This is a genomic window from Phaeobacter sp. S60 (assembly GCF_000826845.1).
Lineage (GTDB): Bacteria > Pseudomonadota > Alphaproteobacteria > Rhodobacterales > Rhodobacteraceae > Phaeobacter > Phaeobacter piscinae.
In genome coordinates this window covers 417,755-432,994 of sequence record NZ_JSWJ01000011.1, presented here as the reverse complement: position 1 = coordinate 432,994, position 15,240 = coordinate 417,755, and the positions used below count along the sequence as shown (strand labels likewise).

Sequence of the window (15,240 nt, the reverse complement as noted above, 5' to 3'; positions counted from 1 at the left end):
CAAGACCCCGGAGCGACGCTTTCGGCCAAACATGAACTCATCCGGGCAGGGAAGGGGATATCGAGATTTATCTTGGATCGAAGTCGTCAGCCGGGGCTATGAATATGGCCGCAAAGCCTGGTGATGCGGTTGTCTGGGCAGCAGGGGTTTCTGATTTTGGGGCTTTCAAAGAGCTCTGCCATGATGACTTTGATCGGGCGCTATCAAATAGGCTGAAGGGTCAGGTAAACCTTGTCCGGGTTGGCCAAAACCACATTCGAGATGGCGGCTCGATTACGCTGGTCTCTGGTATCCTGTCCCAGAAGCCATCGCCGGGGCCAACCATTCTCAGCACGGTCAAGGGGGATTTGGAGTCCTCTGCCAAGGCGGCAGCACTTAAGCTGGAACGGGGCATGCGGGTGAATGTGGTCAGCCCGGAGTTCTTCAAGGAAACCATGGAAATGATGGGCATAGACTCCGCGGCGGGGGTTACGGCGGCGGATACTGCCAAAGCCGATGAGGCCGAGGTTGGAGGCCAAAACACTGGTGCCACACTCGCTGTGCGAGACGACGCCTAAGGGGTCAAGGAAAGAGGAGAAAAAAGTGGAAGTCAATTTTCGATTGTCCTCACTGGTTGCCCTTGCCCTGACCGCTGGGGCAGGTGTAGCTGGCGCCGATGGGGATCTCACCCACAGGTTTGCACCTGTTCCGGCGACAGCGACAGGCCCGGCGATTGATCCCAACATCGGCTAGGCCATCGAGGGTTTCGGCGGCGGCAGACACGTGGTTCACGATGGCGCCCATCCGATGATGTTTCCGATCACCGGTGAAGGTGTGATCGCTATTGATCCGCCGCCAACCTCTGGGGAGTAAATTCTTGCTGCAATTTCCAGCGTGACGGATGAGCCAATCACTCATGTCATTCACGGCCATACTCATACGGACCACATTGGCGCGGCGTCGATCTATCCGGATAATGCTGTCATCATTGCGCAAGAAGAAGCCGCAGCGGATCTCGCCGAGCAGAAGGATCCGAACCGCCCGGTCCCGACGCCCCTTCACCGACAACAGGACGCTTGAGATTGGCTCTCAGCGACGTCAGCCTGAATACAAAGGTCTGAACCACAGCCCGGGCAATAGCGTCATCTAGGCCCTGGATCAGAAGGTTCTGATGCTGGGCGATATTATCTTTCCGGGGTGGGCACCCTTCAAGGATCTGGCAGCGGCCGAGTCGGTCGATGGTTTTCTTGGCGCCCATGACGAGGTGCTTGAATACGATTCTGATCACCTCGTTAGCGGGCATCTGGCACGGGTCTGAAACCGTGAATATGTAAGCATTCAGAAAGCCTATGGTGCCGACATTTTCAGTGCGGCTGCCAGAGCCAACTCTGAACGGGACTTCGGAGCAGTCTTCGTGGAGGCCACGGACCGCGGCGGCGATGGTAATCCCTATGCGTTCATCGCTATCGTGTTCGACAACATTGCCTAGCAATGTGCAGATGAGGTTGAGGAAAAATGGCTGGACCGTCTTGGTGGCGTCGCTGTTTTCACCTTTGGTCACTGCATGCAGGTCATTTGGCACCAGCGCTTTGACTGAGGCGGCTGGGTGTTGAAACAGGCAAACCTAAGGGGCGGGCTCCGACTGTAACAGGATTTGAAACCCGCCATAGTCATAGCCGTTCAGAAAACCCCAACGCGCCTTCTCGGATCCTGCCGGTGGCAGATTCAAAGAAGGCACGCACCCTTGCACTTCGTCTGATGTCAGGATGCGCGAGCAGCCAGAGGCAGGTGTCATTCTTCGCCGGAGAAGCGTGTACTTGCTGCAATTCAAGGCAAGCCTGACCGAGATAGCAGAGCAGTACCACAATCCCGCGACTGGCCCGGAGCAGTTCATACATCCCCGTGACCGAACTGGTCAGAGACACCGGAGCCGACGCGGCCTTATGCATCGCTGTGATTCTATTCATCGGTAATTATTGCAGGCGGTCGTCAAGCTGCAGCCAGCGGTGTTGTTCCGGCGGGAGACCTTGCATGGTCTGCACGTATTCTGAAGGCGCACAGACTGCATAGGACACCGGCAACAAGTTGCGGCCGATCCAGTGTTCGGGCGGGTTCAGGATTGGTCGCAAAGCTATATCCGCATCACGCTGCATAGATCCAGGGGACGGGTGCCTGCAAGCAGCCGCAGTTCCACGTCCGGGTACGCTCGGGCCAAGATGTCGCCGATCGGGATACACAGGGGCTGTCGGGCAGGGCGGTACCGGGTGTTCAAGCCCCCTGGTGCCTGACAGCATTTGTTCAAAGACAAGGCCATTCCGGCAGCGCGCTGTGGCATCTGCGCCGCTGGAATGTTTTTGCCTTTGTGAAGTGCTTTTGCAGCGGGCTTGGTTTTGTTAACGTTGGCTTAACAAAAAATCGCCATAGGCAGGCAGTCGAGCATATGCAAACAGGCTTTCGAGGCACCTACGTCATTTCGTGGGGGCAGACCGAGGTTGATGGTCTGCCAGGGGCGCCGGTATCCGCCGTCGCGACTGGGGCCAGTTGGCGATGGGGCGGAGCGCCCTTGCGCGTTGACGGGCCGGGGAACCTTCTGCAGTTGGAACGGAGCGATGGAGCGCGCGATTTGCGGCGCAGCGCCGCGCGCAGCGTGCGTCGGTTGGTGGGGCTGGCGATAGATCCCAAGGTTGAAGAAACCGGGTCGCAGGCTGTAGAGGCGGACGCCGGGACGGTGCTGCGGGACCGCCATTTTGTGGTCACGGACGGGTTGCGCAATTACACTGTCACCCTGATCGAGGTGGGGCAGGGGCAACGTCCGTTGTTGATGTTCGTGGATAGTCACCCTCCGCAGGATACTGATCTCTGGATTGTAGATGTGCGGCTTGAGGGCTGCGACCGGGCGAATGTGACGTCCCATACCGGGGTGATCTGTTTTACGCCCGGCACGATCTTGCGGACGCCCGCAGGCGGGGTGCCGGTCGAACACTTGCAGGAAGGGGACTGGATCCAGACCCGCGACAGTGGTGCCCAGCAAATCCAGTGGATCGGTGCGCGGCGGATGACGGGCGCGCGCCTGTTTGTGGCGCCTGAGCTGCGTCCGGTGCGGATCAGGGGCGGCGCGCTTGGCATGCAGCGGCCGGATGCGGATCTTCTGGTCTCTCCCAGCCACCGCATGTTGTTGCGCGGGCCGCATGTGCAGAGCCTGTTCAACACCTCCGAGGTACTGGTTGCAGCGCGAGATCTGGTCAACGGGCGCGATATTGCCGTCGACACCCAGTTGCGCGAGGTCACTTATATCCATCTGTTGCTGTCGGATCATCAGGTGCTTTGGGCGAATGGGGTGGAGACGGAGAGTTTCCATCCGGCCCAGGCCACGCTGGGCGCGCTGCGCTGTGAAGACCGGGCGCGCCTGCTGCAGGTGTTGCCGGATCTGGAGGCGGATCCGATGCGCTATGGCGATTTTGCGCGACGCAATCTGAGCCAGCCGGAGGCGGCCATCTTGCGCCACGCTGCCGCCTGATCCATCGTGGATCTGAGGCGGTGGTCCCTTGGATATTGCCCTGTTTTTCGGCGCAGGGCATGGCGCCCGAAAAGCTGGTTGACTCTCTCCAGCCCTCGTCTATACACGCGGCTTCATTGGTGTTGGTGGCTCCCGCAAGGGAATGCCTGTCATGCCCGAAGCGCGCGTGAGTGCAACGCGGAGCAAGAGGACAACGCCCTTCGATGCAGCCATCTGGTTGCGATATACACTGAAGGAGATCAGCCGTGACCAAACGCACGTCTGCCAAGTACAAAATTGACCGCCGTATGGGCGAAAACATCTGGGGCCGTCCGAAGTCCCCGGTGAATCGTCGTGAATACGGCCCCGGCCAGCACGGTCAGCGCCGCAAGGGCAAGCTGTCCGATTTCGGTATCCAGCTGCGCGCCAAGCAGAAGCTGAAAGGCTACTACGGCGACCTGACCGAGAAGCAGTTCCGTCGCATCTACTCTGAAGCTGAGCGTGTAAAAGGCGACACCGGTGAGAACCTCATTGGTCTGCTGGAACGCCGCCTGGACGCGGTTGTTTACCGTGCCAAGTTTGTTGCAACCGTTTTTGCGGCTCGTCAGTTCGTGAACCACGGTCACGTGCTGGTCAACGGCAAGCGCGTGAACATCCCCTCCTACCGCGTGAAGGAAGGCGATGTGATCGAAGTTCGCGAGAAGTCCAAGCAAATGACCGCGCTGCTGGAAGCTGTTCAGCTGGCAGAGCGTGACGTGCCTGACTACGTTGAAGCCGACCACTCCAAAATGACCGCCACCTTCGTGCGCGCACCGGGCCTGTCCGACGTGCCGTATCCGGTTGTCATGGAACCGAACCTGGTCGTCGAATTCTACGCCAAGAACTAAGTCCTGTCCCAACCGGACAAGACAGAAAAGGGGCTGCCATCGGGCGGCCCCTTTTTTCGTTTGAGGGCCATCGCTGCGGTTTCGGCTGTCCAACGCTCGCACCACCCGGCTTGCGCCAATGGCATTAGCGATTGTCAGCGGCCCCCTCACAGACCTATCCTGCCCCCAGAGGCCCGTTCAGAGGCCATGGAACAGGAAGGTAGACGATGAAGATGACCCGTATTCTGGGGTTGGCTGCGATGGCGGCTGTGACGGCAACATTGACATGGGCGGCCCCCCTGCGCCTGACACCGGCGGATCCGCAGCCTCGCGGGCTGAAACCCGGCCTGTCGGTGCGTTATGCCTATCCTGATGATGTAAAAACGCTGCGCAGCGCCGCCAAGGCGCTGGAAGCCGGTGCAGAAGTTGGTCCACCGCTCAAAGGGCTGGACTATCGCGATACCAGCGTTGGGCAGAAGGCGCTGACCTCAAAACGCTCCGAGAATGTCGCGGCGGATATTCGCGGCTATGTACGATTTGATGCGCCGGGCATCTATACCATTGATTTTCTAACCAATGACGGGATGCGCGCGGTGATCGGCGGCAAGGTTGTCGGCAAGTTCGATGGTCGCCAGACCTGTCAGGAGACCTTTGCCCAGAAGGTAGAGGTGCCCAAGGCGGGCTGGTATCCGCTGCAGGTGCTGTATTTTCAGCGGTTGAACACCTCTTGCCTGCATATGCGGATGGGGCCGGAAGGCAGCCGTGTCACCTGGATGCCGAACAAGGCCTTTGGCCGGTAACAGCGGGCGGCGATCATGATGCCACCGGGGTGGTGCCCGCCGCTACAATGGCAGCGGGCGTCCCTCTGCGATGGCTTCCATCGCGAAATATGAGGTGACGCTGTCCAGCTCGACCCCTTCGATCAGGCGCTGGTAGACTTTGTCATAACTCGCCATATCTTCGGTCACCACCTTGAGCTGATAATCGTAGTCCCCGCCGATACGGTGAAAATCGACCACCTCGGGGATGGTCAGTACGTGGCGGCGGAAAGTCTGCAGCCAGTCCGCGGAATGATGCCGTGTGCGCAGCATGACAAATACCACCAGATCCAGCCCAAGCTGTTTGCGGTCCAGCCGGGCGGTGGTGCCCTGCATCAGGCCGCTTTCCCCGAGGGTTTTCAGCCGCCGCCAGCAGGCGTTCTGCGACAGGCCGACTTGTTCCGCCAGATCGCGTTGAGACAGGCTTGCGTCACGCTGCAACGCGCGCAGTAGGGCAAGGTCGATGTGGTCCAGCTTATGCGTCATGGCGCCATCATAGGCAGGGGGCAAACGGGAGTTCAATCGCTCAGTGTTGCGGTGCTGCCCGGAACCAGACCCTTGCAACCGAAAGCGGGACGTCTTGCCGCTTTCCCATTGCGGTCAAGGTGGTTATTACGAAGCGGCATCTAAGGAGCATCTATCATGACCCACATCGCGCCGCAGCCTGGCATTCTGGATATCGCTCTCTATGAGGGTGGGGCTGCCCATGTGAAGGGGATGAGCAATGTGACCAAGCTCTCCTCCAATGAAAACCCGCTTGGGCCAAGCCCGAAAGCCATTGAGGCAATGAAGGCGGCGGTTTCCGAGATGCATCGATATCCAAGCTCGGATCACAGTGGCCTGCGGCAGGCCATCGGGGAGGTCTACGGCCTGCCGATGGAGCAGATCATCTGCGGGGCCGGCAGTGACGAGATCATCACCTTTCTCTGTCAGGCCTATGCGGGGCCGGGTGATGAGGTGTTGTTCACCGAGCATGGCTTTGCCATGTATCGCATCAGTGCGCTTGCCGCCGGGGCGACACCAGTTGAGGTCGCCGAGCGCGACCGTGTCACAGATGTTGACGCCTTGCTGGCAGGTTGCACGGAGCGCACGCGGTTGGTGTTCATCGCCAATCCGAACAATCCCACAGGGACCATGATCGGCACCGCTGATCTGGCGCGCCTGGCGGATGGTCTGCCCAAGGGCGCGCTGCTGGTGCTGGATGGGGCCTATGCGGAATATGTCGAGGGGTATGACGCCGGTGCCGCGCTGGTGGCCAGCCGCGACAATGTTGTGATGACGCGTACCTTCTCCAAGATCTACGGACTGGGTGGCGCGCGGGTTGGCTGGGGCTATGCGCCAAGGCCGATCATCGACGTGCTGAACCGGGTGCGCGGGCCGTTCAACCTCTCTTCCACCGCGCTGGCTGGGGCCGAAGCTGCGGTGCGCGATACCGATTACACCGAACATTGCCGTCAGGAGAATGCCAAATGGCGGAGCTGGCTGGCGGAGGCACTGGCGGAACTGGGCATCCCCTCTGATACCTCCTGCGCCAACTTCATTCTGGCGCGGTTTGCCAGCCCGGAAGAGGCCGGCGCCTGTGACACATTTCTGCAGTCGCGCGGGCTGATCGTACGCCGGGTTTCGGGGTATAAACTGCCAGCAGCGCTGCGGATCACCGTCGGGGATGAGACCGCCTGCAAAGCGCTGGTTAAGGCGATGAAAGCGTTCAAGGATGGCGCAGCATGAGCGCGCCGATCTACACCCGCATCGCGTTGATCGGTCTTGGCCTGATCGCCTCCTCCATGGCGCATGCCATTCGCCGCGGCGGGCTGGCAGGCGAGATCACCGGCTATGCCCGCAGCGCCGAGACCCGCGAGACCGCACGTCGGATCAACCTGTGCGATCGTGTCTGCGATACAGCTTCGGAGGCGGCGCAGGACGCTGATCTGGTTGTGCTCTGTGTGCCTGTGGGGGCGATGGATGCTGTGATGGCGGACATTGCGCCAGTGCTGAAACCCGGTGCTACGGTTTCCGACGTGGGGTCGGTCAAACGTCATGTGATCGACGTGGTGCAACCACATATCCCGGAGGGGGTGCATTTTGTGCCCGCGCACCCATTGGCCGGGACGGAACATTCCGGGCCAGAGGCCGGGTTTGCCGAGCTTTATGACAATCGCTGGTGCCTGCTGGTGCCGGTGGAGGGCAGTGCTCGTGCGCCGGTGGACCGCCTGCGGCAGCTTTGGGAGGGGATGGGCGCCAATGTTGATGAGATGGATGCTGATCACCATGATCTGGTTTTGGCTGTCACCTCCCACGCGCCGCATCTGATCGCCTATACGATGGTAGGGGTCGCCGACGATCTGCGCCGGGTGACCGACAGTGAGGTGATCAAATATTCGGCTGCGGGGTTCCGGGACTTTACCCGGATTGCGGCTTCCGATCCGACCATGTGGCGCGATGTCTTCCTGACCAACAAGGATGCGACGCTGGAAATATTGGGTCGCTTCACGGAGGAGTTGTTTGCGCTGCAGCGGGCGATCCGCACCGGAGACGGCGAGCATCTGCACCAGTATTTCACCCGCACCCGCGCCATCCGCCGCGGCATTATCGAGGCGGGGCAGGATACTGCCGCACCAAACTTTGGCCGCGAGACCACATCATGAGACGCGGCTGGGCGGCGGGACTGCAGGCTCTCTCAATCGCAGCTGGGCTGACCGCCCTGATCGCTGCCAGCGCGGGGGCCACTGCTGCCAACGCACCGGAGCGTTCCCTACGGCCCAATGCGCGCCCCGATCTGGTGTCAGGTGCGACAGTGGCGGCTGCTGTGCTCCCTGTCACGGCAGAGCTGCGGCCTCAATCGCGCCCGCAGTCGGAGCAGGCTATCGCCCTGGCCGCGTTGAGCCTGCCGCTGATGCCCGCGGGGCCTGATGCCTCTCTGCGCCCACATTTGCGCCCCGGGGATCTGGCGGAGAAGATCCTGTTCGGCAAACGCAAACGGCGCAAAACCTCTGTCTGCGGTGATATCGACATTCAGGGCAGCAAGGTTGGCACGGTGCCCGGTCGACTGAACGGTTGCGGGGCAAAGAATGCCGTGCGCGTGCGCTCGGTCGCGGGGGTGACGCTCAGCCAGCAGTCGGTAATGACTTGTGACACCGCGCGCGCGCTCAAGAAATGGGTCGAGCGGGATGTGATCAAGGCCTTTGGCCGCCGTGACAAAGTGGTCTCCATGCGGGTGGCTGCGCATTATTCCTGCCGCACCCGCAACAACCGCCCGGGGGCCAAGATCTCCGAACACGGGCGCGGCAAGGCGATTGATATCTCAGGCTTTGTTCTGGAGAGCGGCAAGGTGATTACCGTGCTGAAAGGCTGGACCGCGCGTGCCACGCGCAAGGGGCTGCGCAAGATGTGGAAAGGCGCCTGTGGTCCATTTGGCACCGTGCTGGGGCCGCTCTCAGATCGCTACCATCTGGACCATTTCCATCTGGATGTGGCGCGCCATCGCGGCGGTCCTTACTGTCGTTAGCGCAGGACCAGACGGGGCGCCGGGCCAAGGGGCAGCGGCCCGAGTGCGACATAGCCGGATTTGAGCGTTAGCGGCAGATCAAGGTCCCGGTGATTTCCGCCAAGACCGGCGAAGACCTGCAGCACCTGTTCAATGCCCGCGCGAACACGAGGCGGCAGGTTGCCAGCGGTCTCTGCCATTTGCAGAATGTCCTGCCAGTTCTCGACCTGCAGCGCAAGGTCGCCCTCCGGCAGCCCGGTTTCATCAAGGCTGATATCCCCCGTGGCCTTGATCCGCATCGGTCCCCAACGGGCTTCGGCGAGGTGGAGCGTGATATTGCGGGGTTGCGGGCGTCGCAGTTCAATCGCGTTGCGATCCCAGCGCGTGTCGAAGGTGACCGTCATATCGGCAATGACCGTTTCCAGCCGTTCGGGCAGCCCCTCTGTGGCGGCCAGACGTTGGCGCAGTAGCGGATGTGGGGTCAGGCCGGTCCCTTCTGCGCGGATCTGGTAGCGGTTTGGCGCGTCTGTCTGGGTCATCTCCAACTTAAAGGCTTGCCCACCAAGATCGGTGTTGTCCTCACTCCGTACCGTCCAAGGGCCAGCGGTTATGTGTAGGTGTTCCAGTTCTCGTGCAGATCCGGGGGCCAGCCGCACATTTGCCTGCAGCCCGTCCGCCTGAAGGATCGCCGTCTCATCAAAATAGGACAGCCGCTGTGGTGTCTGCGGTAAAAGCAACGTCAGGGTGCCGGGCCAGAGTGCCAGACTGCGAATATCCAGCCAGTCGGCACGCCATGCGGTGCCGGTGCCGGGGTCGGCGAGGGTGGGGGTGGTGATCCGGTGATGATGATACAGCGGAAAACCCGAGGTGCGCAGCGACCCATAATCGGCCTGCCAGCCCTGTCGCTGTTGCTCGGCAAACCAACCATCAAGCCCCTGACGCAGGCCCCAGCCCGCAATGGCCCAGTAAAGGCTCCAGACGCCGGCGGCAATCAACAGCAGTTTTGTCCATCGGATCATCATTCGGCCTCTTTTCTGGACGTTGAATTTGATGTTTATAGACCGCGATCAAAAAAGGGCCAGCGTCATGACCATGTGGGTATTTGGATACGGATCTTTGTTGTGGAACCCGGGCTTTCCGGTGGCCCGCCGCGAAGTCGCGACGCTGCCGGGTTATGCCCGGTCCTTCTGCATGAAATCCATCCATCATCGCGGCAGCGAGGAGAAGCCGGGGCTGGTTCTGGCATTGGACGCGATAGATGGCGCCGCCTGCACCGGGATCGCGCTGGCGGTTGAGGCGGGCCACGAGGAACAGACATTGCAGGAGCTGCGGGCGCGGGAGCTGATCTCCTCGGCCTATGTGGAGAAAGATCTGACCGTCCAGCTGGCCAGCGGGGGGGACGTGACGGCGGTCACCTATGTGATTGACCCGGACCACAACCAATATTGCGGCGGCATCAGTCTGGAAACTCAGGCGCGGATCATTGCGGAGGCGGTGGGCGGACGTGGCCCCAATACCGAATACCTCTTCAATACGGCGGAGCATCTGGCCGAGATCGGGTTGCGCGATGCCGATTTGGATTGGCTGTCGGCGCGTGTGCGGGATCTTGCATCATAAAGCCTTGGCTCTTTTGAGGTTTTGCCTATAGGCTCCGGTTCTGCAAGAGCACCAAAAAAGTGTCAGGAGCCACGGACCATGGCGCAGCCAGACCGCGAAAGCAGGCCGCAGTTTTCTCAACCGGTACGCCAGATCATCATGATGCTGATTGCCCTTGGGCTGTCGGGGTTTGGGGCCTTTGTGGCGCTGCCGCGGGTCCTGCCGGTGTTTGAGGCCAATCCATGGCTCAACGGGTTTATCCTGCTGGTGTTTGTCTTTGGTGTGATGGCCTGTTTCTGGCAGGTGCTGCAGCTGATCGGTTCGGTGCGCTGGATCGAAGGGTTCGCCGCCGGTGTGACCAGTGACGATGATCGCCCGCCGTCGATGCTGGCGCCGCTGGCCTCTCTGCTGCGCTCACGCGGGGCGCGAATGCAGCTTGGGTCGTCTTCGACCCGGTCGATCTTGGATTCCGTTGCCACGCGGATTGATGAAGAGCGCGAAATTACGCGTTACATTGTGAACCTGCTGATTTTCCTTGGCCTTTTGGGAACATTCTACGGTCTGGCCACTACAGTGCCTGCGGTGGTGGACACTATCCGCAGCCTCGCCCCGCAGGAAGGGGAAGAGGGCATTGCGGTGTTCAATCGGCTGATGACCGGGCTTGAGGCGCAGCTGGGTGGCATGGGCGTTGCCTTTGCCTCATCGTTGCTGGGGCTGGCAGGATCGCTGATTGTCGGCTTGCTGGAGCTGTTTGCAGGCCATGGTCAGAACCGGTTCTACCGCGAGCTTGAGGAATGGCTTTCCTCCTTCACGCGGGTCAGTTTCTCCTCCGGCGAGGAGCCAGGTGGCGGTGACAACAGCGCGCTTGCCGGGGTGCTGGACAGTATGACCGAGCAAATGGATGCGCTGCAGGCGATGTTTGTCCAATCCTCCGAAGGGCGCGCCGGGGTGGATCAGAAGCTGTCCGCGCTGGTTGATGCGATCACGGATATGAACCGGCGGCAGGATCAGTCCGAAGGCACCGCGCGCGCGCTTGAACGGGTGGCTGTCGGGCAGGAAGCCCTGACCGAGCTGATGCGTGCCCAGGGGGATGTTGGGCTGGACGCCGAAAGCCGGATGCGGCTGCGCTCCATTGATGTGCAGATGCTGCGTATTCTTGAGGAAATCTCCGCCGGTCGTCAGGAAAGCCTGGCCGAGCTGCGCAAAGATATCGATCTCTTGGTCAAGGCCTTTGCCAGACCGCGTGGATTGGGCCGCAGCGCGCGCGGATCCGAGGACTAAGCGATGGCCCTGTCACGTCGCACCGGACAGCGTTTTCAGGCTTCGATCTGGCCGGGTTTCGTAGATGCGATGACCGGGTTGCTGCTGGTTCTGATGTTTCTCCTGACCATTTTCATGGTGGTTCAATTTGTCCTGCGGGAGACGATTTCCGGGCAGGAAAGCCAGCTGGATGAGCTGGCAGCGGAAGTTGGGGCGCTCGCTGATGCTCTTGGCCTCGAAGAACGCGAGAACAGCCAATTGCAGGCGCGTCTTGGGGCGCTGTCGGCCACGCTTGGAACCACCCAGGGTGCGTTGGAAACTGCAGAGGCAAACCTTGCAGCTGCGCGGGGCGAGATCAGCGATTTTGAGGCGCAGGTCGCCCAGTTGCTGCTGCAACAGCAGGACGCCAACGCAACCATTCGTGATCTGACCGCAGAGCGCGCAGCGCTGCAGGCGGCACAGAGCGATCTGGAAGGGGAGCGGGATACTCTGGCGCAGGCTCTTGCGGCCAGTCGCGATGAAATTGATGCCCAGACAGAGGCTGCGCGCCTTGCCGCAGCCAAGCGGGAGGCGCTGGAAGCGCTTGTTGCCGACCTCGAAGGGCAGGCGTCTGAGGCAAGTGCAGCAGTCTCGCAATTGGAGACGGAGCTGACCGATGCCGAGGCGGCGCGTCTTGCCGAGGCGGCTGCCGCAGAGGCGCTGCGAAATCGCTTGAAGACGGCAGACGCAGAATTGACGGCGATGACACTGGCGCTGGAAGAACAGCGTCAGGCGGCTGAAGATACGCTGACGTTGCTGGCGGCAGCGGAAACCGCCAAGGGGCAACTGGATGCGCAGCTGGCGGACGTCTTGGAGAAGCTAGACGTCGCGAAGGCCACTAACGCGGACCGTGACGCATTGGCCGAGCGACTGACCCGTGTTCTGGCGCAGTTGGAAACCACGCAGACCAGTGCGGATGCACAGGTTGCCGCGCTGCAGGCAGAGCTGGAGCAGCTGCGCGAGAGCCGCGACGCGGCAACGTCTGAGCTGGAAAGCACGGCGACAGCACAGGCCGAGACGGAACAGCGTCTGCTGGAGGCGCTGTCTAAGCTGGAACAGGCTAATGCAGCAGCTGCTGACCGGGAGGTGCTGCAACAACGCCTGCTGGCGGCGCTGACTGAGGGCGAAGAGCGGGCCGCAGAAACCGCAGATCTGGCCAGCCTCGCCGAACAGCGCGCGGCCCTCTTGGCACAGGCCCGCGAGAGCCTCAGCACGGAGCAGGCGGTTTCGGAGGAGGCGCAGCGACAGACGGCACTTCTCAACCAACAGGTTGCGGCGCTGCGAGAGCAGCTCGGCGGGTTGCAGGCGCTGTTGGATGACTACAAAGCCCGCGACGCCGCTCAATCGGTGCAGATGCAAAATCTCGGTCAGGATCTGAACGCCGCACTGGCGCGGGCCGCTGCGGAGGAACGCCGCCGTCGTCTGCTGGAAGAAAGTGAGCGCAAAAGACTGGAAGCCGAAGCAGAGCAGCTGAGCAGCAAGGCCCAGGATCTGGAGCAGTACCGCTCGGAATTCTTTGGCCGCCTGCGGGATGTACTGGGCAATCAGGAGGGGGTGCGGATTGAGGGCGATCGCTTTGTCTTTGCCTCTGAGGTGTTGTTTGCCCCGGGGAGCGCGGATCTGTCACCGGCCGGGCGGGCCGAGATTGGCAAGGTCGCCGGTATCCTTCAGGCCGTTGCAGCGGCAATCCCGCCCGAGATCAATTGGATCATCCGTGTGGATGGTCACACGGATGATACGCCGCTTGGTATCCACCCGAAATTTGCCGACAACTGGGAGCTGAGCCAGGGCCGCGCCCTGTCGGTTGTGCGCTATATGGTGCAGGCGCTGGGCATACCGCCCGAGCGCCTGTCTGCCAATGGGTTTGGCGAGTATCAGCCTGTGAACCCTGCACAGACCGCAGCGGCCCGGGCGCAAAATCGCCGGATTGAGCTGAAGTTCACCGAACGCTGACGGGGCTGTGTTATCGCCTTGGCGCTCTTCCCTCTGGTCCCGCAGTCGCGAGCGCTGAGCGTTGTTTTCGCCGTGCCGACAGGCGGGATATCAGCGCCTTCGCCTCAGTCGGTGGTTCCTGCTCAATCCGCCTGTAATCGCTGCCATCTCGCTGACGCGTCAGCAGGCCGCAGGAAATCATGGTCCGGCGCAGGGTCGCGGGGTCCTTGAAGTCATGTTCTGCCAGCAGGATTCTGTTCACCTCCGTCTCGCTTAGCAACGTGTCAGGCGGGAACACCGCCCATAGACCAAAGAGCGCAAGAGTCTGTACCGCCCGTCGGGAGGGCCAGCGCAGCAGTCGTCCTGAAGCGTCAAATTGGGTGAGTGTGCGTTCAATCAGCCGGTGGTCAGCGGGGGCGGCCGTGTTGGCCTGCGCCAGACGTCCGGCAGCGGCCTGAACGGCGCGCTGGTGTTGCAGGTTCTGAAACCCGGCCGCGCGCGCCAGCATATTCATCAGCGTCAGGTGGGGTGGGCTTGCCTCCCCCAGTTGACGGGCCAGAGCGCGGGAGAAATGCGACAGGTCATCGACCTGTAAGGGAAGAGATTTGCGGGTCATATTGCATCCAATTGGCGCCCGTCCTGGTCGTTGGTCGCTGGCTTGACGACGCGGCGCCATGTGCAATGGAAACCGTTCGATTGGATGGCAGGTTTAGCTCTCCCATGCGGGAGCAGCGACGCCTCGGTGTCTGCCGACCGTGACCCTAGCCTAGCGGGTAGGTAAGGCGAGGCCAAGAGGCTTTGGTCTAGTCCACCGTCATGTCCTTCTGGTGCTGATCAATGACCTCTCCGTCGCGCATCAGCGTCGCCGTGGCGATGTAGCGACCGGGGGACAGCCCCGCGCCGCGGACCCTCTTGCCAGATGCGCGGAACAATTGCGCCTGGGTCTTCTCCAGCCGCTCTGTCTGCTCCAGCAAGGGGCCGCCAGGCCCGTCGATCTCCAGCATCAGCTGATCGCCACTGCGCGCCCCGAAGGCATAGGCCCAAAAGACCAATGCGCCTGATCCGGCGGGCAGGGGGGCCTGATCTGCGGTCCCGGCCTTGATCGCGGCGAATTTCGGGACATGATCGGCAAACCCGCTGCCAAGAAACCCGCCAGCCTGATAGGTGATGTCGTCTGCCCAGAGCGGTTGACCGATATCAGATCCGCAACCCTGCTCCATGCGGGGGCCGAACGGATCAACCGTCTTGCCATCCTTGCGCACGGAAAGGTGCAGATGCGGGAACTGGGTGTTGCCGGAAAGGCCGATCTCCCCCAGGGGGGTGCCTGCGCTCACCTTGTCGCCGGATTGCACAAGAATGGAGCCGCGTTTCATGTGGCAGTATTGGGTTTCCCAGCCGTCGCCATGGCGCAGCAGAACCCCGTTGCCGCATTCGCGCCCTTCAATGGCCGGATCGCCGGGGCCGGTGGAATAGCGGTCTTCCATCCCGTCGCGGCTGCCAACCACGGTGCCGTCTGCGGCGGCGAAAACGGTGACGCCAGCGTCCATGTCGCTGAGGTAGGGCAGGGCAATGTCAGTCCCTTTGTGGCCATCGTAGGTAAGAGGGTTGCAGGTGAAATCCTGTGTCGCCGGCCCCAAAGCGCGGTCGACATATTGCTGGATCTGGCAGCTGTCACCCAAAGTGCAGTCGACGGGCCAATCCAGAACAAGATCGCTCGCCGCGACAGGCGCGGCGAGCGATGAGATAAATGCCAAAGGCAGGAGCCGCATG

Annotated in this window: 16 protein-coding genes; 11 read left to right on the top strand and 5 right to left on the bottom strand. The window is 61.6% G+C overall.

Annotated elements, in window-relative coordinates; translation table 11 throughout:
* Positions 1–104 precede the first annotated feature (104 nt).
* Positions 105–557: an SDR family oxidoreductase gene (locus OO25_RS12010; protein ID WP_242407036.1), complete on the top strand. Its 453-nt coding sequence runs from the start codon at positions 105–107 to the stop codon at positions 555–557.
* Between the two features lie 25 nt (positions 558–582).
* Positions 583–732, top strand: a complete 150-nt coding sequence (locus tag OO25_RS23125; protein ID WP_206778542.1) for a hypothetical protein — start codon at positions 583–585, stop codon at positions 730–732.
* A 232-nt stretch (positions 733–964) separates the two neighbouring features.
* Here the strand turns inward: OO25_RS23125 and OO25_RS12005 are convergent, their stop codons facing one another.
* A complete protein-coding gene (locus OO25_RS12005) occupies positions 965–1,540 on the bottom strand; it encodes a hypothetical protein (protein WP_139044779.1) in 576 nt (191 codons plus the stop codon).
* Between the two features lie 879 nt (positions 1,541–2,419).
* Between OO25_RS12005 and OO25_RS11995 the strand changes: the two genes are divergently transcribed.
* From OO25_RS11995 to OO25_RS11985, 3 genes are all read left to right on the top strand, one after another.
* Positions 2,420–3,496, top strand: coding sequence for a Hint domain-containing protein (locus OO25_RS11995; protein WP_040180275.1), 1,077 nt, complete (start codon positions 2,420–2,422; stop codon positions 3,494–3,496).
* A gap of 245 nt (positions 3,497–3,741) precedes the next feature.
* A complete protein-coding gene (gene rpsD, locus OO25_RS11990) occupies positions 3,742–4,362 on the top strand; it encodes a 30S ribosomal protein S4 (RefSeq protein ID WP_014875431.1) in 621 nt (206 codons plus the stop codon).
* Positions 4,363–4,568: 206 nt separating this feature from the next.
* A complete protein-coding gene (locus tag OO25_RS11985; RefSeq protein WP_082035080.1) occupies positions 4,569–5,141 on the top strand; it encodes a PA14 domain-containing protein in 573 nt (190 codons plus the stop codon).
* A 42-nt stretch (positions 5,142–5,183) separates the two neighbouring features.
* Here the strand turns inward: OO25_RS11985 and OO25_RS11980 are convergent, their stop codons facing one another.
* Positions 5,184–5,645: an Lrp/AsnC family transcriptional regulator gene (locus tag OO25_RS11980; protein ID WP_014875429.1), complete on the bottom strand. Its 462-nt coding sequence runs from the start codon at positions 5,643–5,645 to the stop codon at positions 5,184–5,186.
* Positions 5,646–5,801: 156 nt separating this feature from the next.
* Here OO25_RS11980 and hisC point away from each other — a divergent pair, with 156 nt between their 5' ends.
* The 3 genes from hisC to OO25_RS11965 are packed head-to-tail and all read left to right on the top strand — an operon-like array spanning position 5,802 to position 8,664.
* Positions 5,802–6,887: a histidinol-phosphate transaminase gene (hisC, locus tag OO25_RS11975; RefSeq protein WP_040180273.1), complete on the top strand. Its 1,086-nt coding sequence runs from the start codon at positions 5,802–5,804 to the stop codon at positions 6,885–6,887.
* Entirely contained in the window at positions 6,884–7,804 is a 921-nt protein-coding gene (locus OO25_RS11970; protein ID WP_040180272.1) for a prephenate/arogenate dehydrogenase family protein, read from the top strand. The genes hisC and OO25_RS11970 overlap by 4 nt, the downstream gene beginning before the upstream one ends.
* Positions 7,801–8,664, top strand: coding sequence for an extensin family protein (locus tag OO25_RS11965; RefSeq protein WP_040180271.1), 864 nt, complete (start codon positions 7,801–7,803; stop codon positions 8,662–8,664). The genes OO25_RS11970 and OO25_RS11965 overlap by 4 nt, the downstream gene beginning before the upstream one ends.
* Here OO25_RS11965 and OO25_RS11960 read toward each other — a convergent pair.
* On the bottom strand, positions 8,661–9,662 hold the full coding sequence (locus OO25_RS11960) for a DUF2125 domain-containing protein (protein ID WP_242407035.1): 1,002 nt from the start codon (positions 9,660–9,662) through the stop codon (positions 8,661–8,663). The genes OO25_RS11965 and OO25_RS11960 overlap by 4 nt on opposite strands.
* A gap of 67 nt (positions 9,663–9,729) precedes the next feature.
* Between OO25_RS11960 and OO25_RS11955 the strand changes: the two genes are divergently transcribed.
* From OO25_RS11955 to OO25_RS11945, 3 genes are all read left to right on the top strand, one after another.
* Entirely contained in the window at positions 9,730–10,260 is a 531-nt protein-coding gene (locus OO25_RS11955) for a gamma-glutamylcyclotransferase (RefSeq protein WP_024096351.1), read from the top strand.
* A gap of 78 nt (positions 10,261–10,338) precedes the next feature.
* Entirely contained in the window at positions 10,339–11,520 is a 1,182-nt protein-coding gene (locus OO25_RS11950) for a biopolymer transporter ExbB (RefSeq protein WP_040173883.1), read from the top strand.
* 3 nt (positions 11,521–11,523) lie between these two features.
* Positions 11,524–13,491, top strand: a complete 1,968-nt coding sequence (locus tag OO25_RS11945; protein ID WP_040180268.1) for a peptidoglycan -binding protein — start codon at positions 11,524–11,526, stop codon at positions 13,489–13,491.
* Between the two features lie 10 nt (positions 13,492–13,501).
* On the opposite strand, the gene OO25_RS11940 is transcribed toward OO25_RS11945, so the two are convergent.
* Together OO25_RS11940 and OO25_RS11935 are read right to left on the bottom strand one after the other, a co-directional pair.
* A complete protein-coding gene (locus tag OO25_RS11940) occupies positions 13,502–14,086 on the bottom strand; it encodes a DUF2087 domain-containing protein (protein ID WP_040180267.1) in 585 nt (194 codons plus the stop codon).
* 187 nt (positions 14,087–14,273) lie between these two features.
* On the bottom strand, positions 14,274–15,239 hold the full coding sequence (locus OO25_RS11935; protein ID WP_040180265.1) for a M23 family metallopeptidase: 966 nt from the start codon (positions 15,237–15,239) through the stop codon (positions 14,274–14,276).
* Position 15,240: the final 1 nt, after the last annotated feature.

Excerpts from the sequence above, each read along its gene's own strand:
- OO25_RS12010 (WP_242407036.1), top strand. The coding sequence starts at position 105 with ATGGCCGCAAAGCCTGGTGATGCGGTTGTCTGGGCAGCAGGGGTTTCT.
- OO25_RS11995 (WP_040180275.1), top strand. The coding sequence starts at position 2,420 with ATGCAAACAGGCTTTCGAGGCACCTACGTCATTTCGTGGGGGCAGACC.
- OO25_RS11985 (WP_082035080.1), top strand. The coding sequence starts at position 4,569 with ATGAAGATGACCCGTATTCTGGGGTTGGCTGCGATGGCGGCTGTGACG.
- OO25_RS11980 (WP_014875429.1), bottom strand. The coding sequence starts at position 5,645 with ATGACGCATAAGCTGGACCACATCGACCTTGCCCTACTGCGCGCGTTG.
- hisC (WP_040180273.1), top strand. The coding sequence starts at position 5,802 with ATGACCCACATCGCGCCGCAGCCTGGCATTCTGGATATCGCTCTCTAT.
- OO25_RS11970 (WP_040180272.1), top strand. The coding sequence starts at position 6,884 with ATGAGCGCGCCGATCTACACCCGCATCGCGTTGATCGGTCTTGGCCTG.
- OO25_RS11965 (WP_040180271.1), top strand. The coding sequence starts at position 7,801 with ATGAGACGCGGCTGGGCGGCGGGACTGCAGGCTCTCTCAATCGCAGCT.
- OO25_RS11960 (WP_242407035.1), bottom strand. The coding sequence starts at position 9,662 with ATGATCCGATGGACAAAACTGCTGTTGATTGCCGCCGGCGTCTGGAGC.
- OO25_RS11955 (WP_024096351.1), top strand. The coding sequence starts at position 9,730 with ATGACCATGTGGGTATTTGGATACGGATCTTTGTTGTGGAACCCGGGC.
- OO25_RS11950 (WP_040173883.1), top strand. The coding sequence starts at position 10,339 with ATGGCGCAGCCAGACCGCGAAAGCAGGCCGCAGTTTTCTCAACCGGTA.
- OO25_RS11945 (WP_040180268.1), top strand. The coding sequence starts at position 11,524 with ATGGCCCTGTCACGTCGCACCGGACAGCGTTTTCAGGCTTCGATCTGG.
- OO25_RS11940 (WP_040180267.1), bottom strand. The coding sequence starts at position 14,086 with ATGACCCGCAAATCTCTTCCCTTACAGGTCGATGACCTGTCGCATTTC.
- OO25_RS11935 (WP_040180265.1), bottom strand. The coding sequence starts at position 15,239 with ATGCGGCTCCTGCCTTTGGCATTTATCTCATCGCTCGCCGCGCCTGTC.